The 18,083-nt window shown below is 65.9% G+C and carries 19 protein-coding genes; 5 read left to right on the top strand and 14 right to left on the bottom strand.

Annotation, left to right across the window (positions count from 1 at the left end; all coding sequences use genetic code 11):
• Positions 1–173: 173 nt before the first annotated feature.
• The 4 genes from EYZ64_RS04565 to EYZ64_RS04550 all read right to left on the bottom strand — a co-directional run bounded on the left by EYZ64_RS04565 (position 174) and on the right by EYZ64_RS04550 (position 2,407).
• Entirely contained in the window at positions 174–791 is a 618-nt protein-coding gene (locus EYZ64_RS04565; RefSeq protein ID WP_135452203.1) for a twin-arginine translocation pathway signal, read from the bottom strand.
• Entirely contained in the window at positions 788–1,462 is a 675-nt protein-coding gene (locus EYZ64_RS04560) for an Rv1363c family protein (protein ID WP_135452202.1), read from the bottom strand. Before EYZ64_RS04560 ends, EYZ64_RS04565 begins: the two co-directional genes overlap by 4 nt.
• A gap of 146 nt (positions 1,463–1,608) precedes the next feature.
• Positions 1,609–2,055 carry an Rv2576c family protein gene (locus EYZ64_RS04555; protein ID WP_502703005.1) on the bottom strand — a complete coding sequence of 149 codons (447 nt, stop codon included), beginning with the start codon at positions 2,053–2,055 and terminating at the stop codon, positions 1,609–1,611.
• On the bottom strand, positions 2,048–2,407 hold the full coding sequence (locus EYZ64_RS04550; RefSeq protein WP_135452201.1) for a hypothetical protein: 360 nt from the start codon (positions 2,405–2,407) through the stop codon (positions 2,048–2,050). The genes EYZ64_RS04555 and EYZ64_RS04550 overlap by 8 nt, the downstream gene beginning before the upstream one ends.
• 164 nt (positions 2,408–2,571) lie before the next feature.
• Between EYZ64_RS04550 and EYZ64_RS04545 the strand changes: the two genes are divergently transcribed.
• Positions 2,572–3,087 (top strand): Rv2253/PknI dimerization domain-containing protein, encoded by a 516-nt coding sequence (locus EYZ64_RS04545; RefSeq protein WP_135452200.1) that lies wholly within the window; start codon positions 2,572–2,574, stop codon positions 3,085–3,087.
• 76 nt (positions 3,088–3,163) lie between these two features.
• On the opposite strand, the gene EYZ64_RS04540 is transcribed toward EYZ64_RS04545, so the two are convergent.
• From EYZ64_RS04540 to EYZ64_RS04505, 8 genes are read right to left on the bottom strand one after another with little or no spacing between them, the layout of a single operon-like run.
• Complete coding sequence (locus EYZ64_RS04540; protein ID WP_135452199.1) at positions 3,164–4,753, bottom strand: MCE family protein; 1,590 nt, start codon at positions 4,751–4,753, stop codon at positions 3,164–3,166.
• Complete coding sequence (locus EYZ64_RS04535; RefSeq protein WP_135452196.1) at positions 4,753–6,027, bottom strand: MCE family protein; 1,275 nt, start codon at positions 6,025–6,027, stop codon at positions 4,753–4,755. The genes EYZ64_RS04540 and EYZ64_RS04535 overlap by 1 nt, the downstream gene beginning before the upstream one ends.
• The gene (locus EYZ64_RS04530; protein WP_135452194.1) at positions 6,024–7,481 is read right to left on the bottom strand and encodes an MCE family protein; all 1,458 of its coding nucleotides are present in this window, start codon (positions 7,479–7,481) and stop codon (positions 6,024–6,026) included. The genes EYZ64_RS04535 and EYZ64_RS04530 overlap by 4 nt, the downstream gene beginning before the upstream one ends.
• The gene (locus EYZ64_RS04525) at positions 7,478–8,560 is read right to left on the bottom strand and encodes an MCE family protein (RefSeq protein ID WP_135452192.1); all 1,083 of its coding nucleotides are present in this window, start codon (positions 8,558–8,560) and stop codon (positions 7,478–7,480) included. The genes EYZ64_RS04530 and EYZ64_RS04525 overlap by 4 nt, the downstream gene beginning before the upstream one ends.
• On the bottom strand, positions 8,560–9,591 hold the full coding sequence (locus EYZ64_RS04520) for an MCE family protein (RefSeq protein WP_135452190.1): 1,032 nt from the start codon (positions 9,589–9,591) through the stop codon (positions 8,560–8,562). Before EYZ64_RS04520 ends, EYZ64_RS04525 begins: the two co-directional genes overlap by 1 nt.
• On the bottom strand, positions 9,588–10,775 hold the full coding sequence (locus tag EYZ64_RS04515) for an MCE family protein (RefSeq protein ID WP_135452188.1): 1,188 nt from the start codon (positions 10,773–10,775) through the stop codon (positions 9,588–9,590). The genes EYZ64_RS04520 and EYZ64_RS04515 overlap by 4 nt, the downstream gene beginning before the upstream one ends.
• 12 nt (positions 10,776–10,787) lie before the next feature.
• Positions 10,788–11,648 (bottom strand): MlaE family ABC transporter permease, encoded by an 861-nt coding sequence (locus EYZ64_RS04510; RefSeq protein WP_135452186.1) that lies wholly within the window; start codon positions 11,646–11,648, stop codon positions 10,788–10,790.
• A complete protein-coding gene (locus tag EYZ64_RS04505) occupies positions 11,645–12,415 on the bottom strand; it encodes an MlaE family ABC transporter permease (protein WP_135452184.1) in 771 nt (256 codons plus the stop codon). Before EYZ64_RS04505 ends, EYZ64_RS04510 begins: the two co-directional genes overlap by 4 nt.
• Positions 12,416–12,693: 278 nt before the next feature.
• Between EYZ64_RS04505 and EYZ64_RS04500 the strand changes: the two genes are divergently transcribed.
• Together EYZ64_RS04500 and EYZ64_RS04495 are read left to right on the top strand one after the other, a co-directional pair.
• Positions 12,694–13,884: an acyl-CoA dehydrogenase family protein gene (locus EYZ64_RS04500; protein ID WP_135452182.1), complete on the top strand. Its 1,191-nt coding sequence runs from the start codon at positions 12,694–12,696 to the stop codon at positions 13,882–13,884.
• A gap of 119 nt (positions 13,885–14,003) precedes the next feature.
• A complete protein-coding gene (locus EYZ64_RS04495) occupies positions 14,004–14,855 on the top strand; it encodes an IclR family transcriptional regulator (RefSeq protein WP_135452180.1) in 852 nt (283 codons plus the stop codon).
• On the opposite strand, the gene EYZ64_RS04490 is transcribed toward EYZ64_RS04495, so the two are convergent.
• Positions 14,836–15,531 carry a PadR family transcriptional regulator gene (locus EYZ64_RS04490; RefSeq protein ID WP_286174615.1) on the bottom strand — a complete coding sequence of 232 codons (696 nt, stop codon included), beginning with the start codon at positions 15,529–15,531 and terminating at the stop codon, positions 14,836–14,838. The genes EYZ64_RS04495 and EYZ64_RS04490 overlap by 20 nt on opposite strands.
• 102 nt (positions 15,532–15,633) lie before the next feature.
• Between EYZ64_RS04490 and EYZ64_RS04485 the strand changes: the two genes are divergently transcribed.
• Positions 15,634–16,887: an APC family permease gene (locus EYZ64_RS04485; RefSeq protein WP_135452178.1), complete on the top strand. Its 1,254-nt coding sequence runs from the start codon at positions 15,634–15,636 to the stop codon at positions 16,885–16,887.
• Positions 16,888–16,895: 8 nt separating this feature from the next.
• Here the strand turns inward: EYZ64_RS04485 and EYZ64_RS04480 are convergent, their stop codons facing one another.
• Positions 16,896–17,369: a nuclear transport factor 2 family protein gene (locus EYZ64_RS04480; RefSeq protein ID WP_135452176.1), complete on the bottom strand. Its 474-nt coding sequence runs from the start codon at positions 17,367–17,369 to the stop codon at positions 16,896–16,898.
• Between the two features lie 107 nt (positions 17,370–17,476).
• Here EYZ64_RS04480 and EYZ64_RS04475 point away from each other — a divergent pair, with 107 nt between their 5' ends.
• Entirely contained in the window at positions 17,477–18,079 is a 603-nt protein-coding gene (locus tag EYZ64_RS04475; protein WP_286174614.1) for a TetR/AcrR family transcriptional regulator, read from the top strand.
• Positions 18,080–18,083: the final 4 nt, after the last annotated feature.

Here is an 18,083-nt window from a genome sequence, read left to right as displayed (position 1 = left end):
ACGCGGTCCCTAGCTAGGCGTCATGTTCGGGGGCCATCGACTTCGCGTCGAGTCGCCAGTGAATCCCTGACCACCTCAGCGTGGTGTGCGTGGGCAATGTGCGCATGGGCAATGTGATGACGCCCGGCGGCGGCGTCCACCCCGTTGCGCACACCACAACGCAGTTCGGCCGGCTAGATCGGGGTGAACGATGAGATCAGCCAGTTCCCATCGACTTTCGTGAGCCCGACCTTCACGGCGCTGGCCGCCTGCGCCGGCTCCGGGTTGTCGCGACTGGTCGTCGCCTGGTTCAGGTAGACCAACACCTCCGCGGTATCGGACTGCACGGCGATCGGAGCAGCGCGCACGACCGAGGCGGTGGCGCGGATGTCTTTCTGTTTGGCCGCGGGCGCCACGAACTTGTCGGCGAACTCGCTGTAGTACGTCAAGAAATCGCCGGTCAAGCGGGAACGCGCGTCGGCGAAGTCCTGATCCAAACTGTCTGGCGCATAAGACAACAACGCCACCGAACCGTCGGACGCCGCGTCGACCACCGTCGTGGACGCGGCGGCGATCCCATGATCCACGCGATACATGGCGAAATAGAGTGCCGCGGCAGAGCTCGCCGAAGCCAGCAGCACGCAGACGACCGCGATCGGTCGCCATCGCCGGGCAACGCGATGGATCCACCGCTCCCGGGGAGCGGCAGCCTCGTCGGCACCCTCATCGGCTACCGTCTGCTCGGCCTCGATCTCGCTGGCACAGTCGGCCTTTGACTCCTCGATATCAGCTTCGGCTGTTGTCGCGCTCACGGGACGAACTCCACTTTCGACATCTTGATCTGTCCCCCGTCTTTGACCATGGTGAGGCTCAAGCGCCAGTTCCGCGGCTGCTGATTGGCACCGGCCGAGTTGCTGACTGTGGTTGCCGTGCCGACGAGGACGACGGCGGAGTCCCCGTCCATCGACTGCACTGCCGAGGCCTTCGCAGTCGCCTTCGTCGTGGCTTTCGAGTCCTGCGCCGCTTTCACCAGATCTTCGGCGGTGGACTGGATGTCGTCCTTGAACTGACCGGTCGAGTTGTCGATGATCTGCTGGACGTTCTGCTGTGCCGTGGCGCTGTCGATCGACATCAGGGTGACGGCGGCCTGCGACGCGGCGGCCGCGAATTCCGCGCGGCGCTGCTGCTCACGGTCGGCCTGCTGGTGAGACCAGATCATGTATCCGCCGGCCGCCAGCAACGCACCGCTGACCAGGATGGCGATGCCGGCGAGCAACGTCGCGAGACGCGGACGCCATCTACGTTTTTCGCCCGCGTCCGACGGTTGGGCCTCGTCCTGGTCCTCGTCCTCATCGGCGGGGTCGGCGGTTTCAGCCTGATCCGGTGACTCCAGGTCGTCATCGCTCAGCTGCGAATTGACCTCGTCGGCCTCGTCGAGTTCGGCTGTCTCAGTTTCCTGGTCGGAGCGGCTGAGTAACCGCATAGTGCACCTCCGGTTGGTCTCGGCCAGTCGCGGATGGCACCAGTTACTGCGGTCGCCTCATGGCCGATGTGACTGCTGCCGCACGGTAGTGCGGCGACGGGCCGCGTCGGCGCCGCTGTCCCACCCAGCGGTCACCAGCGCGCCGATCACCAGTTCCGCAGCGAACACAACGCCCCTTTGGGGCCGGCAGCACGGTCGACGACGACTCCGTCGATGGCCAGTTCGCAACTCAGGGCGCGCGGAGATTGCGGAGCCAGCCCGGCGGTGCTGACGGTGACCATGGCCCATTTCATGGGGTCGGCGAGCGTGGTCTCGCGGATCCATGGCTTGCCCGGTTCCAGCGTGAGGTCGTCCTTGGGGCTGAACTCGTACGGGTTGTGGCTGTAGTCCGCCCACGTCGGTGGGTCGACCTCGCGGAAGTAGATGCCGACGGTCGTCGGCTCCTCGGCGGTGACGGTGTAGGTCACGCGGTGCAGCAACGGGCCCTCGTCCGCATGTGCCGGTGTCGCCAACGGAAGGCACGCACCGAGCGCGACGGCCAGCACCGCGCCCGCGCGGCGCCTCGACACCGCACCACGTGACGCGTCAGAGATCGCCACGAAGCCACCTGCTCGCGCCGTCACTGGACACACAAGTCAAGAAGAGCCCGTCGGGCGCCTGGGCGACGGAATTTTCGAAGCCGGTACATGGGGTGTTCTCCTCGCGAATGCCTTTCAGCGGCGGTGACCGGAAGTAACGCGGCTCGTACCGGCGCGGCGACCCGCAGAAGACCAGCCGGCCCCACGAGGTGGTGCCGAAGACGTAGTACGCCGTATCCCCACACGGCGCGCCGAGCACGACCCCGCCGACGATCCCGGGTACGCACGAGGGTTCACTGCATCCGGCAGGTTCTGCGCTCGCCGGGGCTGGGGCGGTCATCGCCCCCGCGACGAGCAGACCTGCCATGGCTGCCAACGGTATCCGCACGCACGACACTGTGGCACGGCCGAATCCGGCTGCCATCGCAATGCCCACTAGGTGGGAGGTTGTCCGTCAAAAGGCGCCAGAAGTTGGACAGTGAAGGCTTGCCACGGCGACCGCCGGCGGCCGGTGTACGGAGGAGTTTGGTGATGCGGGTGTCGACGGCATTCATTGGGGCAGGGGTGCTTACCGCCGCTGTGGTGGGCGGTTTGTGCAGCCCTGTCGCCGAGGCATCTCCGAGTAACTGGGGTCTCAACGGGACGTACATCGCCACGTCGAACGGTGAGTGGGCCAAGTCGAACGACATCTTCCACGACGAGGCCAGCATTCGTGGCACCTGGACGATCTCCACGACATGCAGTTACCCGAGCGAATGCACCGGCACGGTCGACACCGACTGGGGTTGGAGCGCACCGATATACAAGAAGAGCGGAGTCTGGTACGTCAAGAGGACGGTGGACAACTGGCAGACGTGCGGCGACGGCACCGCCGGCCCGGGTCTGCAGGTCTACCGCTTCTTCCCCTCGAACGAGAGCGCCACCGCAGTCGATCCGGCGTCGACCACCTTGGTGGGCGAGGATTCGACCACCGGCGTCAGCGGGTCGTGCGGCACCAGCAAGGTGGTGTTCATCACGATGCCGTTCAAACTCGTGAAAACGGCCTGACCGGACAGCTTTTCAGCTGTCCGGCCAGTTCCGGTACCGGCCCCCGCAATGGATCCCGTTGCGGGGGCTTTTCGGATCAGGTGGTGAACAGGTCCTGCCAGGTCTGCCCACCGGTGCGCGGTACGAGGTCGGACTGCCGGTACACCTTGCCGTCCGGGGTGGCGTACCGACCCGTCTGCGGATCGTAGGTGGCAATCGCAACCGATGGACCGGCAGATTCGCCTGGGCTGAACGCACTTGGCGCCACTGTCGGAGCATCCGGGCTCGGCGGTGCCTCAGCAGCCGGTGCCTCGGCCGGCGGTGCGGCAGGCGCCTCGGCAGGCGGCGGCGCCTCCCCCGGCGGCACCGCGGCCGGCGGACGTGGCGTGCCCTCTATGGGGCCGTGGATGAACTTGTCATGATCGACGCGGGAGTCCGGCGCGATCCCCTGAGCGAGCAGGTTGGGATCGATCGGGTAGGGGCCGAGGGCGTGCTGCCGCATCGACAATGGCTCGTAAGGTCGGTCACTGTCACAGATTTCGACTGTGGGAGCCCGTTTTCCAGGTTTCCCCATGCACGGGTAGTTACGGGCGCCGCGGACGCCGATCGGCGAATCCTGCGGCAGCTTGCAGTACAGCCCGTCGGGGGTATCGATGTCGGTGGTGTCCTCCGGAGACCGCCACGACGACGGCGGCAGGAACCCGACGGTGCACGCCGGCGGGTCGCCCATCGTAAGAGTGAAGTCTCCCAACGACATTCCGATTGGATTGTTCTTCGGCGCACCGTATGACTGCGTCGCCGAGATCGACGGCGGCAGAAGCACCAGTAGCTGCTCCAGCGACGGGTGGTAGGTCACCCCGACCTGGCCCAGACTGGTGAGGTTGGCCAGCAACAGCGGCAGCGTGGGTTTGACTTGATTGAACAAGCGGGAGGCTTCGTCTGCGGCTCCCGGCCCTTCCTTGAGCAGGGTGCGCACGTGCTGGTCGTCGTCGGCGACCTGCTTGGTGATTCCGGCCATGCTGCGAGCCCAGGTACGGATCGCATCGACCGATTCGGCCTGCCCGTCGAGAAGTGGCGCGCCGTCATCGATGAGCGCACGGGACTGATCGGACGCGGCGTTCGCCTCGGCGATCAGTCTCGACGACGAGTCCAGCAACGCCCCCATATCGTTTCCAGAGCCGTTGAAGGCCTTGAAGGTTTCATCGAGCAGTGGGCTGATCTTGTCCTTGGGGATGCTGCCCATGAGTGAACTGACCTGATCGAGCATCGGCCCGACGGCCTGGGGGATCGATGTGTTCGACGCCGGGATCAACGAGCCGTCGTGCAGATACGGTCCCGAGTCGTTGCGGGGTTGCAGATCGACGTACTGCTCGCCCACTGCCGACACGCTCAAGACCGCTGCGTGCAGGTCTGCGGGAATCTTGGGTGAAGTGTTCAGCGACAGTGTCGCTTCCGCTCCGTCCCGGGTGGGCCGCACCTCGGTGACCTTCCCCATCTGAACACCGCGATAGGTCACGTTCGAGAACTGGTAGAGCCCACCGGTTCCCGGCAGTTGCAGGGTCACCGTCATTCGCCCGATGCCCAGGAGGGTGGGGGCCTGCAGGTAGACGATGCCCATCAGGGCCACGCCGATCACCGACGCCACCGCGAAGATGGCCAGCTGGATTCGGACGAAACGGGTGAGCATCAGTTGCCTCCGTTCGGCGCTACAGGGTCAGAAGGCGCCACTGCCGCAGGCGGATCGGGCTGCGGTTCCGGTGCGGGCGCCGCGGCCTGGTCCACCGGGGCCGCCTGACCATTGGCCGGAGCCTGGTCGATCAGCGGCGGCACGGTGGCCACCGCGGCCGGTGGCGGCGTCAATGGCATGCCGAGCGGGTCCTTCGTGTAGTTGGCGAAGAAGGGGTCTCCGGGCGCCGGGGTGAGGGGCAGCCCCTCCTGGCCCCACCGGGTGCCCAGGAACAATCCCCGCTTCAGCCTCGGAATCGTGAAGTCGAAGGTGATGAACTGGTTGAGGTAGTCCCCGCGGATCGCCCGGTCGATGAAGTTCTGCGGGTAGGGATATGTCGGCGCGAATGCCAGCACGGTGCCCAGATTCGGGCCGACGTCGGCCAGCGCCTTTACCGTCGGTTCGAGGTTGCGCAGGTTGGTCAGCAGGTCGTCCCGGGTCGCGTTGACGAGATTGGTCGCGGTGTCGCTGAACTTCCCGAACTTCTCCAGCGCGGTGGTGATGCGCGGGCGTTCCTTGACCAGGACGTCCAGTGCCGGCGGTATCCGGTTCAACGCCGTGGTGATCACCTCCTGCTGTCCGGCCAGCGTGCCGGCCAGCAGGTTCAGTGCCGTGATGGAGGCGTTGATGTCGTCCCGCTGGTTGGCGAACATGCCGACGATGTCGTCGAGGCGGGTGAGTAGATCGCGGATCTTGTCTTCGCGGCCGCTCAGCGCGGCGTTGAATTCGGTGACCAGGTCACCGATCTTGCCGAGGCCTCCGCCGTTGACGAGCACAGACAGCGACGACAGGGTCTGTTCGGTCGACGGATATGTCGAAGTCTGGTTGAGCTCGAGGGTGGCGCCCGGGGCAAGCCGCCCGGACGGAGACTGCCCGAGCGGCGGATCGAGGGCGATGTGCATGGAGCCCAGGAGGCTGGTCTGCCCGACGGTGGCGATCGCGTTGACCGGAACGACGACGTCGGGCTTGACCGAGACCTCCACGTCCGCATGCCAGCCCTTGACCACCATGCGGGAGACGCTGCCCACGATGACGTCACCGATCATCACGGGCGAATTGGATTCCAGTGTCCCGATATTGGCGAGTTCGACGTGATAGACCGTCGCGTCCGGCCCGCGCCCCACGGTGCCGGGCAGGGGCAGGGAGTTCAGCCCGTGGAACGCACATCCGGTCAGCGTGGCCACCGAGCAGGCGGCTACCGCGGTCAGGCGCGTGAGCGACCGCCGAGTGATCATGGGGTGCCTCCTGGGGCGGGCGGTGCGGGGACCGGTGCAGCTTCGGCAGGAAGCAGCATGTCCCGCAATGTCTTCGGTGCTTGCACGGGCGGGTCCGAGACGATCGGTGATCCGGGATACGCCGCGGGCGAGGTATTCGCGGGCAGTCCGTTGGGTGCGTACGCACCAGGTGCCCCCGGGGTCGCACCCCATCCGGCCGGTGGCGCCATGTCATCGGCGCCGGTGTAGGCCGACACAGCAGGCGGTAGATCTTCGTACGGCTGCGGACGCCCGCCGGCCCCGCCCGGTGCCAGGTTGGGATCGGTGTACACCAGGTTCTCCGGGCTGGGCGACTTCTTCAGATAGGCGTTGAACGGCATCGGCATGTGGTTGAAGTTGAGCAGCGACAGGGCCGGTCCGAGGTACTGCGCGCACAACTTGCCCGATTCTGCTGCGGTGGCATTCTTGACCGCGCCGATCGCCGAGCACACCACAGACAACGGATCGGAGAAGTTCGCCAGCGAGAACGCGCCGACTGCGGTACCGCTGTCGGGGTTGTAGATGTTGTAGCCGTTGGCGATCGCGTTGGGCGCGACGTGCAGGACGTTCTCGAGCTTGGTCTTGTTGTCCACCAGATTCTGCGTGACGTTGGTCAGCCGCTCCAGCTGCTCGGCCGTCTGGTCACGGCTGCCTGCGACGAATCGCCGGACGTTGCCGACGGCGTCGGCCAGGTTCGTCAGGGCGCCGTCCAGATCGGAGCGGCTCCCGTCGACGACGCTGGTCACGTTCGCGAGATGGCCCTGGAATTCCACGATCTGGGCGTTGCTGTCCCGCAGCGCCGTCACGAAGACCTGCAGATTCTTGATGATGCCGACGACATCGCCGCTCCCCTGGCCCAGAATCTTTGCGACACCGGACAACTGGCTGATGGCCTCGTGCAGTTTCTCGCCGTTGCCGTCCATGGCTGCGGCGGCACTGTCGACAAAGCGGCTCAGCGAGGTGGCCGACGCTCCGTTGATCGGCCCCAGATCCGACGCCAACCGCATCAGCTGGTCCTTGACCTGGTCCCACTCGACGGGCACCGCGGTGCGTTCCACCCCGATCTGCGAACCGTCGGCCATCGTCGGACCGGCATCTTCATAGGCCGGGGTCAGCTGGACGTACCGGGCGGCAACGAGGTTCTGCGCCATGAGGATTGCCTTGGCATCGGCCGGGATCTTCACCCCACGATCGACGGCGAGGACCATCCGCGCCTGCCCACCGACCGGTTCGATGCTCTTGATGGAGCCGACCTTGACCCCGGCGACGCGAACCTCGTCACCCGGGTAGATCGCGGTGGCCGAGGTGAAGTACGCGGTGATGGTGGTCGGCTTGAAGACGGTCTGCCGGACGATCACCACCGTGCCGGCCAGCGCCAGCACGGCGAGCAGCACCAGCGCGACGCGGCTGATCCTCTTCCGGTTGCGGGCGATCATCGACTTCCTCCAGGAATGCCGTTGTAGGGGAAGGGGAATTCGGCGCGTGGGCCGGCATTGTCCGGTGGTTGTCCGGCGTTGGTACCGCGCCGGAATCCGAAGGCGTAGTCGAAGAACGGCTGGATGGTTTGCGCAGGATTGAGGTTCGAGACAAAGGCGTTGTAGTAGAAGCCGTTGTTCACCGATTCACCCTGGGTGACTTGGTATTTGGCCAGGCCCGCCAGTGCGCCCGCGATGTTGTCACGGTTCTTCTCGAGCATCGCGCTCACCGAGTTGAGCTGTTTGAGGGTGGGTGCGAGCTCTTCTTCGTTGTCGTGGACGAGTCCGGAGAGCTGCTGGGACAGCGCCGAGGTGTTGGCCAGCAGGTTGACGACCGCGTACCGGCGTTGGTCTAGCACCCCGGTCAACGCGTTCGCGTCCAGCAACAGCGTGTTGACCTGCTCGCTTCGCTTCGACAGGATGCCGGTCACATCGGCGGCGCTCTTGAGCAGATTGGACAGGGACTCGTTGCGGCTGTTCAGCGTTTCCGACAACCGGGACAGGCCTTCGAACGTGGGCCCCAGCTGCGGCGCCATCCGGTCGATGGTGTCCGACAACGTATCCAGGGACTGGGTGAGCGCCGCTGTGTCGGTGCCGGCCGTGTTGTTCGTGAAGTCGCCGACGGCGTTGGTCAACGAATACGGCGACGCCGTCCTGGTGATGGGGATCGTTTCCGAAGCGTGCATCGTGCCGGCGCCGGCCGGTTCCAGGGTCAGCATCCGGGCACCGAGCATCGTCCCGGTGCGGATGTGCGCCGTGGTGTCGGAACCGAGACGGACCTTGCTGTCGAGGGTGAAGGTCACCAACGCCTTCCCATGGCTCAGGCTGACATCGGTGACGAGGCCCTTGGTGACCCCGGAGATCTTGACGTCGTTACCGGTGGTGAGCCCACCTGCCTCGGCGAACAGTGCGTTGTATTTGACCGAAGTGGCCCATGACCACAGCGCCTGCGGCTGGAGACCGACCGCGATGATCATCGCGATCAGCACGATGCCGATGAGTCCGCTCCGGATGAGGTGCGATCCACGGTATTTCAGCATCAGGGCTCCCCACAGCGTCCGGAGTTCTGGATGATCCACGGGAAGTACGCGGTACGCCCCTGTAGGTCGGTGACGCGGACATTCATGCCACACACGTACTGGTTGATGAAGCTGCCGTAAGCGCCCAACCGGACCAGCTTGCGGTAGTTCTTGGGCGCGTTCTGCAACGACAGGTCCAGCCGCGCCATGTCATCCTCGTTGGAGAGCAACGGCGCCAGGCGGGTGAGTTGATCGACGGTGCCCGACAGCGGAGGCCGGGCCTGTGTCATCAAATCCGCCAGGGAGGCGGTGCCGTTGTCCAGGGCGTTGATCGCCTCTCCGATGGGATCGCGTTCCTGCGACAGACCCGTGATGAGTTGTTGCAGTTGCTCGACAGCACCCGAGAACTTGTCGCCGTCCTTGGCAACCGTTGCCACGGCGGTCTTCAGGTTGTCGATCAGTTGTTGCACGGTCTGTCCGTTGTCGGCGAGTGCCTGGGTGAACGAAGTCGTGTGGGCCATCAGCGATTCCACCGTGCCGCCCTGGCCCTGCAGGATCTGGATCAACGAGTTGGTCAGGGCGTTGACGTTCTGGGCGTTGAGCCCCTGGATGACGGGCTTGAGCCCGCCGAGGAGAAGGTCGAGATCCAGCGCCGGCTCGGTGCGCTCGACCGGTATCTGTGACCCGGGCGGCTGGAGCTTGGTCGAGCCGGGGCCCTCCAGCAGCTCCAGATACCGGTTGCCGACCAGGTCCAGATAGCGCACCGCGATCTTGGTGCCAGTCGTCATGACGACTTCGCGGTCCGCGTCGAAGCGCACCAGTACCTTGTTGTCAGGTTGCAGGACAACGTCATTGACCGTACCGACGCGGATACCGGCGACACGTACCGAGTCACCGGCCTTCAGGCTGGACGCATCGGTGAACATGGCCGAATAACCGTTCGTCGACCCGGTGCGGTACTGGCCCATGATCGCGAACAGCGCTCCGGTCAAGAGCAGCATCGTCAGTCCGAACACGCCGAACTTCACAGCGGTCCCGCGGCTGCGCGTCATCCCGGTTGTCCTATCTGGGCGGTGTTGCGTGGCGGGCCGTCGAGCGGGCCGTACAGCGCTTGCTTGAGTGCGTCGGAGTTCAACAGGATCCCCTGATTGCCGTACTGCGCGGGGTTGGCGTTGATATCGGTCACGATGAACGGCGGCCGCTGCTCGAAACCGACCTCGGGCAGGCCCTGGCACTGCGGGCCGCCGGTGGCGGCCACCTTCGGCAGGTTGCCCGGGTAGCGGTAGCGTTCGGTGCCCAGCAGGAACGAGTCCAGCAGCATGACGCCCGGCAACGGTGTCGGCGGACCGAGGGCCAACGGCTCCAAGCCCTTCAGCGCACAGTTGAGCGCCGGGTTGTACTGGTTGAGCAGGTTCGTGGTCGGCACCAGCAGTCGCATGGCGTCGGTCACCGCAGCACTGTTGGTCGCGACCACGTCGTTGCCGACATCGGCCAGCCCGATCGCGCTGACGAGCAACGCATCCAGATCGTTCCGTTGATCGAAGATCGTGTTGCTGAGCTGCGTCGAATTGCGGACGGTGTCCATCAACTGCGGTCCGGCGTCGGCGTACGCGTTGAACACCTGTGGTGCGACAGCCATCTCATGGCTCAGCGTGGGAAGGCTGGGGGCGATCTTGGCCAGCAGGGCGTCCAGATCGACCAGGGTCTGCCCCAGCTTGTCGCCGCGGCCATCGATCGCCTGGGCCATCGCACCCAGCGTCTCGTTCAGCTTTTCCGGCTGGATCTGCGCCAGCACCGACACCAACTGCTCGAACACCGTGTTGATCTCGACGGTGGTGTGGGTCGCGTCGAGGACCTGGCCGGCGTACATCGATTCCTGCGACGGTTCCGCCGGCGGGACGAGCTGGACGAACTTGGCGCCGAACACGGTGCTCGAGGCAATCTCCACCCCCGTGTTGACCGGAATCAGCTGCAGATCATCGGGATTCATCGCGAGCTTCAGGGCCGCCTGCCCGTCGGGCAGCATCTCGATCGAGACCACTTTGCCGACCTGTGCACCGTGCAGTTTGACCTTGGCGTCGGGATTCATCACCAGACCGGCGCGCGGAGAGATGACGGTCACCGACGCTGTGGGCGCGACCCCACCGCGGAACGCCACGATGGCGCCGACGATGATCGCGGCGATCACCACCACCGTGATCAGTCCGCTCAGTTGACGTTTAGCGTCACGCGACATCAGATACCTTCTCTAGCCGGAGAGGTTGAAGTTGCCGTTGGAGCCGTAGACGGCCAGCGAGATCAGCAGCGTGATCGAGACGACCACGATCAGCGACGTCCGCACCGCGTTTCCGACCGCCACTCCCACGCCGGCCGGGCCCCCGGTGGCGAAGAAGCCGTAGTAGGTGTGCACCAACAGGATCGCCAGCGCCATCAGCAGCGCCTGCAGGAAGGACCACAGCAGGTCGATCGGGTTGAGGAAGGTGCTGAAGTAGTGGCCGTACAGACCACCCGACTGCCCGAGCAGCACAACGGTGGTGAACTGGCTGGCCAGGAACGACAGGATCACCGCGATCGAGTACAGCGGCGTGATGGCGATCATCCCGGCCACGATGCGGGTGGACACCAGGTACTCGACCGGCCGGATGGCCATCGACTCCAAGGCGTCGACCTCTTCGTTGATCCGCATCGCGCCGAGCTGCGCGGTGACACCGGCACCGAAGGTGGCGGCCAGACCGATACCGGCGACGATGGGCGCCGAGATCCGGACATTGATGAAGGCCGCCAGGAACCCGGTGAGCGCTTCGATCCCGATGTTGCCCAGCGAGCTGTACCCCTGGATCGCCAGGACCCCGCCGGTGGCCAGGGTCAGGAACCCGACGATGACGACGGTTCCGCCGATCATCGCCAATGTTCCTGCGCCCATGCTGATTTCAGCGATCAGCCGGACGACTTCCTTGCGGTAGTGCGCAGCCGCGAACGGCACGCCCGCCAGGGCCCGACCGTAGAACAGGACATGGTCACCGATGCCGCTCAGCACCGCCCCGGGCCGTCGCACGGCGCGGGACAGTCGCGGGTAGGCCGACTGGAGTACCGCCGTCGATGCCGTCATCGGGTCGTCATCTGGATGCCGATGGCGGTGACCACCACGTTGACGACGAACAGTGCCATGAAGGCGTACACCACTGTTTCGTTGACGGCGTTGCCCACCGCTTTGGCACCTCCGCCCGAGACGGTCAGACCGCGGTAGCAGGCGACCAGGCCGGCGATCAGGCCGAACAACGCGGCCTTGACGCAGGAGATGATCACCTCGGGAACGCCGGTGAGCAGGGTGATGCCCGCTGCGAACGCACCGGGGTTGACGTCCTGGACGAACACCGAAAACAGGTATCCGCCAAGGATTCCGATGATCACGACGACGCTGTTGAGCAACAAGGCGACCAGCCCTGATGCGAGCATTCTGGGGGTCACCAGGCGCTGGATCGGGTTGATGCCCAGAACCTCCATGGCGTCGATCTCTTCACGCACGGTGCGGGACCCGAGGTCGGCACACATCGCGGTGGCCCCGGCGCCGGCCACGATCAGCACCGTCACCATCGGTCCGACCTGGGTCACGGCACCGAAGGCCGCACCCGCCCCGGAGAGGTCTGCCGCACCCAGCTCGCGAAGGAGGATGTTCAAGGTGAACGACACCAGCACGGTGAACGGGATCGCCACCAGGAGGGTCGGCGCCATCGACACCCGTGCCACGAACCAGGACTGGTCGAGGAATTCACGCCATTGGAAGGGTCTGCGAACCACGAATCTCGCGGCGTCCACCGACATGGCGAACAACCCACCCACCCCTTCGAGTGGGCCGGCGAGTTGTCGCTGCAGCATCGGATTCTCCGTTCTGTGTGTGAATCACGCGAGGGGTCGTATGACCCGGACCACTCGTCTCGACCGGGAACAATCGCAGTTAATTTCGGGGCTTGGCATGGCGTATCCCGCCTATCGGGAGACCGACGCGACGGGGAGCGGAAGCGTCTGTCGCCGGCCCCCGGAAGCACACCCGTGAGCAGATATGGCAACAAATTTCACTCACTGAGACTCAGGCCACATCACCGGCGCGAAGCGGTACACCATTTATGACAGCCCTCGACGGATAGGACCAGATGATGACCGACCGGGTGATCGACCGAGTGCGCGAGAACGCCGATCAACTACGCAGCCAGGGTCCCGAGGCGGAGAAGATCGGGAAGCTCACCGACGAGACGGTCAAGCTGATGAAGTCGGTGGGCAACATCCGGCTGCTGCAACCGAAGACCCACGGCGGCTTGGAGGTCCATCCGCGCGAGTTCGCCGAAACCGTGATGGCCACCGCGGCGCTCGACCCGGCCGCCGGCTGGATCAACGGTGTGGTGGGTGTCCATCCCTATCAGCTGGCGTACGCCGATCCCCGGGTCGCCGCCGAGATCTGGGCCGACGACGTCGACACCTGGGTCGCCTCGCCGTATGCGCCCCAGGGTGTGGCCACGCCCATTGAAGGGGGAGCTGGCGGCTACCTCCTTACCGGCCGCTGGCAGTTCAGCTCGGGCACCGACCATTGCGATTGGATCTTCCTGGGCGCCATGCTCGGCGGTGCGGACGGCAAGCCGTTGATGCCGCCGCAGATGCTGCACATGATCCTGCCGCGCCGGGACTACGAGATCGTCGAGGACTCGTGGAATGTCGTGGGCCTGCGCGGAACCGGCTCGAAGGACGTCATCGTCACCGATGCCTTCGTTCCCTCGTACCGGACGATGGACGCGACGAAGGTGATGGACGGTACGGCCCAGCGCGAGGCCGGGATGACCGACACCCTCTACCTGATGCCGTGGTCGACGATGTTCCCGCTCGGCATCAGTGCGGCGACGATCGGGATCGCCGAGGGCGCGCTGGCGGCCGCACTCGATTACCAGCGTGAACGGGTGAATGCCAGCGGAGTGGCGATCAAGGACGATCCGTACGTCATGTATGCGATCGGCGAGGCCGCCGCGGATATCAACGCCGCCCGCCAGGAGCTGTTGGCCAATGTCGACCGCATCTACGACCTCGTCGACTCGGGCGGGGACGTGTCTTTCGAGGACCGTGCCGCGGGCCGGCGCACCCAGGTCCGGGCGGTGTGGCGGGCCGTGTCAGCGGTCGACGAGATCTTCGCGCGCTGCGGCGGCAACGCCGCCCGGATGGACAAGCCGCTGCAGCGGTACTGGCGCGATGTCCACGTCGGGCAGGCGCACGCCATCCACGTTCCCGGCACGGTCTATCACGCCTCGGCCCTGAGCTCTCTGGGCGTGGACCCACAGGACCCGCTGCGCGCGATGATCTGAGAGACACCGACCGCATTCAGCGATTAGTGTGACAGCGCCCACACTGCTATGTTACAAACAGTCATATTCCTAATAGTCATACTTCGATTAGGCATGTAGCTCACGGTGGGAGGTTTCTGATGACAACGGCTGTCGAGAAGACGGGCGAGACGCCCAGCGCCGTCATCGACCGGATTTCCCTGGTCCTCGATGCCTTCGACGGGCCCGGATGTCTGACGCTGGCTCAGATCGTCCGCCGCACCGGCCTGCCGCGTTCGTCGGCGCACCGCATGCTCGAACGTCTCGTCCACCTGCGGTGGCTTCGCCGCGAGGGCCGCGATTACCAGCTGGGCATGCGACTGGTCGAGCTCGGATCGCTCGCGCTGCATCAGGACCGCATCCACCAGGCGGCGATTCCGCTCATGCGCGATCTGCACCGGGCTACCGGGCTGGTCGTCCACCTCGCGGTCCTCTGCGGCTCGGACGTGGTGTACCTGGAGAAGATCGGTGGTCAGATGGTGACCGCCATCCCGACCCGCGTCGGCGGACGCCAACCCGCGCATTGCACAGCGGTGGGCAAGGCGATACTGGCCGACAACCCGTCCGTCGAGATCAGCCTGACCTCACGCAAGACGCGGTTCTCGATCGCGACGGAACAGCAGTTGACCGCCGAGCTGGCCAAGACCCGCGCCCGCGGAGTGGCCTTCGAGCGCGAAGAATCGCTGCCGGGATTCGGTTGTGTGGCGGCGCCGATCGGCCCGGTCGGCGCCGCCGTCGCGGCAGTGTCGGTCTGCGGCCCAATGAACCGGATGACGTTCGACCAGCGGCTGACCGCACCGGTGCGGATGACGGCGATGGGCATCTGGCGCAGTGCGGAAGACGGTCCCGACCGTGCGGCGCCGACCTTGCAGCCGTTGCGTCCGCTGCGCGGTGGCCCCGCAGCACCCAGCCCCGCGGACCCGCGGACCGGGGCTACTCTGCAGCTGGTGTAGCCCGCCGATCATGGGCTGATTTGCGGCTTTCGGCGGCCACTCGCTTCTCGAATTCTTCCCAATATTCGGGTCCGGGCAACGGAATTCCCTCACCCACCTTCGGGAAATTCGCATCGGCGTCATCGAGGTCCTTGATCATCCTCAAGGTGAGTTCCCGCTCGGACGCGTAATACCGCTCCGCCCAATCCAGGGCGATCCGGGCGTAGGTCCATGTCGGATCGGCCGCGGCCCATCGTGCGCCCTTGGCGGCGTCCTGATGCATCTCATCGACGTAGGCGATGTGCTCCTCGAGCATCTGCTTGAGTGCCGTTGGGTCACTGAGGTGCCCCAGGGTCACCCGCATTATCGCGGCGTGCTTAAGCGTCGGAGGATCTGCCGGCGTATCCCGCGCCCATCGGGTGACGGCATCGAGACCGGTCTCGGTGATCTTGTACAAACGGCGGTTGCGCGGGCCGCTGTCATCTTCGCGAGAGGTCAGGAAGCCCATCTTCTCGAGCTTCTTCAGATCGGAGTAGATCTGACTGAAGGCCGGGCTGCCGTAGTAGTAGCGCACGCCGTAGTGGAGCCATTTGCGGATGTCATAGCCCGAGAGTTCGCGCTGGTAGGACAACATCCCGAGCAGCGCCCAACTATTGGCGGCTAGCGCCGGCGCGGCTGCTGACTCGGATTCTCCCACTACTTGAGCGTAACAACCGAGGTCACGCCGTGGTTACCCGTGAACCGCTGGCCGGGAGACTCCAGCGCTGCCGCATCGGCGATCACACCTTAATATCGCCGGGTGACCACCCCCGGCGGCCTGCAACGCAGGCTCGGGACAACTGACGCCGTCGTGATCGGCCTGGGGTCGATGGTGGGGGCGGGCATTTTCGCTGCTCTGGCCCCCGCGGCCGCCGCGGCCGGAAGCGCGCTGCTGATCGGCCTCGCAGTCGCGGCCGTCGTGGCCTACTGCAATGCGACGTCCTCGGCGCGACTCGCCGCGCGCTACCCGCAATCCGGCGGCACCTACGTCTACGGGCGTGAACGCCTCGGCGAGTTCTGGGGTTACACGGCCGGGTGGAGTTTCATCGTCGGCAAGACCGCGTCGTGTGCGGCGATGGCGCTGACGGTCGGGATGTACGTGTGGCCGCAGTGGGCGCATGCCGTCGCGGTGGCCGCGGTGGTGGCATTGACCGCGGTGAACTACACCGGAATCCAGAAGTCGGCATTGTTGACCCGCGTCATCGTCGCGTGCGTGCTGGCGGTCCTGGCCGCGGTGGTGGTGATCATCGCCGGGTCCGGCACCGCTGATTCCGCCCGCCTGGTGATCGGTGACGACACCGGTGCCGGCGGTGTACTGCAGGCCGCGGGGCTGCTGTTCTTCGCATTCGCCGGATACGCCCGGATCGCCACGCTGGGCGAAGAGGTCCGCGACCCGGCCCGCACCATTCCGCGTGCGATCCCGGTCGCACTGGGTATCGCGCTGGTGGTCTACGCGGTGGTCGCGGTCGCGGTGCTCTCCGTACTCGGCGGTTCCGGGTTGGCATCCGCACCCGCGCCGCTCGCCGATGCGGTCGCGGCGGCCGGCGCTCCGCAGTGGCAGCCGGTGGTGCGGGCCGGGGCCTCGGTGGCGGCACTCGGCTCGCTGCTGGCCCTGATCCTCGGGGTGTCGCGCACCACCCTGGCGATGGCCCGCGATCATCACCTGCCCCACTGGCTGGCCGCGGTTCATCCCCGGTTCGCCGTCCCGCACCGGGCCGAGGTGCTGGTCGGCATCATGGTGGCAGCGCTGGCCGCGGTGGCGGATCTTCGTGGGGCGATAGGGTTTTCGTCGTTCGCGGTGCTGCTGTACTACGCCATCGCGAATGTGTCGGCGTGGACGCTGCGGACCGAGAACCGGTGGTCCCGCGTGGCGCCGGCCGTGGGCCTGATCGGCTGCCTGGTGCTGGCCTTCTCACTGCCCCCGACCTCGGTGCTCACCGGGCTTGTCGTGGTCGCCGTCGGGGTGGCGATCTACGCCGTCCGGTCGTACACGACTCGAACCGGGCATAACTAGAGTGAATTTCAGGCGTGCTTCGCGGCGGGCACCTCGCCGAGCATGACCCCGCCGGCCTTCAGCCACGCACCGACCGTGCGCGGTGCGTCCCGGTTGGGGTTGTAGACGTCTTCCTCACTGGAGAACAAGTTGTCCCCGGCGTAGACGAGGCGGGTGACGTTGGGAAAGCCGAACTCACGCCCGGGCTCGGTCGGATGATCGAGGACATTCAGGATCTCCATCACGATCGCGCCGTTTTCCTCGTCATAGGCCACCCAGGTGTGTGGGAACCGCATGTGCGGGAACGGCGCCATCGTGGCGGTGATCCACTCCCTGACCGCCTCGCGGCCCTCGAAGACGCCGTAGGCGTGCTCGATGTAGGTGACGTCCTCGGTGAACAGGTCCGCGAACGGAGCCCAGTCGCCCGTCTTGGAGCAGGCCTCGACGGTCCTGGTGTAGTGATCGAGCGCGCCGGCCAGCTCATCACGGGTGAATTTCGGCATGCTGAGCCTCTCGCCTAAAACTAGAATGAATTTCAATTTTGAGTGACGTTACAGCGCAAGTGGACTGTGTTCTAGTGTGAGTTCGCCATCGACAGGGAGAAGCAGCGTTGCCGAGGATCTGGGAACCACGCCCCGCAGCGGAGCCCAGTTCGGAGCTCCAGCAGGAGCGGCGTGAGGCGATAGTGCGCGCAGCCGCGGTGCTGGGCGCACTGCGACCGGCCGAGCAGGTCCAGATGCAGGAGGTCGCGAAGTCGGCAGGGGTGGCGCTGGGCACGCTGTACCGGTACTTCCCATCCAAGACGCACCTGTTCCTTGCCGTGATGGCCGACCGGGTCGAGGGGATGCAGGACGGCATCCATCGCCGGTCCACCCCATCGGGAACGGCGGCCGACCGGGTCTTCGACGTACTGGAGCGGGCCACGCGCACGATGCTGCGCCAACCCCACCTGAGCGCCGCCATGCTCAACTCCCTCAACACCGCCGATGGGGCGGTGGTCGCCGAGGTGGGCAGGATCGACCAGCTGGTGCGCACCATGCTCTTGGACGCCTCCGGCGTGAACGAACCGAGCCCACAACAGATCTCATTGGTGCGCCTCGTCCAACAAACCTGGCACGGGATCCTGCAGTCCAGCCTGAACGGGCGCATGTCCGTCACCGAGGCGCAGGACAGCCTCAAGACGGCCTGCGCGCTTCTGCTCGCGCCGCTCTGAGCGG

The sequence above is a fragment of the Mycobacterium sp. DL99 genome, from assembly GCF_004762045.1.
Classification (GTDB): Bacteria; Actinomycetota; Actinomycetes; order Mycobacteriales; family Mycobacteriaceae; genus Mycobacterium.
Note: the sequence above shows the minus strand (reverse complement) of the source record. Positions and strands in the feature narration are given on the sequence as shown.

Bases quoted from the DNA above. Each gene is read 5' to 3' on its own strand.
- EYZ64_RS04560 (WP_135452202.1), bottom strand. From the start codon at position 1,462: ATGCGGTTACTCAGCCGCTCCGACCAGGAAACTGAGACAGCCGAACTC.
- EYZ64_RS04550 (WP_135452201.1), bottom strand. From the start codon at position 2,407: ATGGCAGGTCTGCTCGTCGCGGGGGCGATGACCGCCCCAGCCCCGGCG.
- EYZ64_RS04545 (WP_135452200.1), top strand. From the start codon at position 2,572: ATGCGGGTGTCGACGGCATTCATTGGGGCAGGGGTGCTTACCGCCGCT.
- EYZ64_RS04540 (WP_135452199.1), bottom strand. From the start codon at position 4,753: ATGCTCACCCGTTTCGTCCGAATCCAGCTGGCCATCTTCGCGGTGGCG.
- EYZ64_RS04535 (WP_135452196.1), bottom strand. From the start codon at position 6,027: ATGATCACTCGGCGGTCGCTCACGCGCCTGACCGCGGTAGCCGCCTGC.
- EYZ64_RS04530 (WP_135452194.1), bottom strand. From the start codon at position 7,481: ATGATCGCCCGCAACCGGAAGAGGATCAGCCGCGTCGCGCTGGTGCTG.
- EYZ64_RS04525 (WP_135452192.1), bottom strand. From the start codon at position 8,560: ATGCTGAAATACCGTGGATCGCACCTCATCCGGAGCGGACTCATCGGC.
- EYZ64_RS04520 (WP_135452190.1), bottom strand. From the start codon at position 9,591: ATGACGCGCAGCCGCGGGACCGCTGTGAAGTTCGGCGTGTTCGGACTG.
- EYZ64_RS04515 (WP_135452188.1), bottom strand. From the start codon at position 10,775: ATGTCGCGTGACGCTAAACGTCAACTGAGCGGACTGATCACGGTGGTG.
- EYZ64_RS04510 (WP_135452186.1), bottom strand. From the start codon at position 11,648: ATGACGGCATCGACGGCGGTACTCCAGTCGGCCTACCCGCGACTGTCC.
- EYZ64_RS04505 (WP_135452184.1), bottom strand. From the start codon at position 12,415: ATGCTGCAGCGACAACTCGCCGGCCCACTCGAAGGGGTGGGTGGGTTG.
- EYZ64_RS04500 (WP_135452182.1), top strand. From the start codon at position 12,694: ATGACCGACCGGGTGATCGACCGAGTGCGCGAGAACGCCGATCAACTA.
- EYZ64_RS04495 (WP_135452180.1), top strand. From the start codon at position 14,004: ATGACAACGGCTGTCGAGAAGACGGGCGAGACGCCCAGCGCCGTCATC.
- EYZ64_RS04480 (WP_135452176.1), bottom strand. From the start codon at position 17,369: ATGCCGAAATTCACCCGTGATGAGCTGGCCGGCGCGCTCGATCACTAC.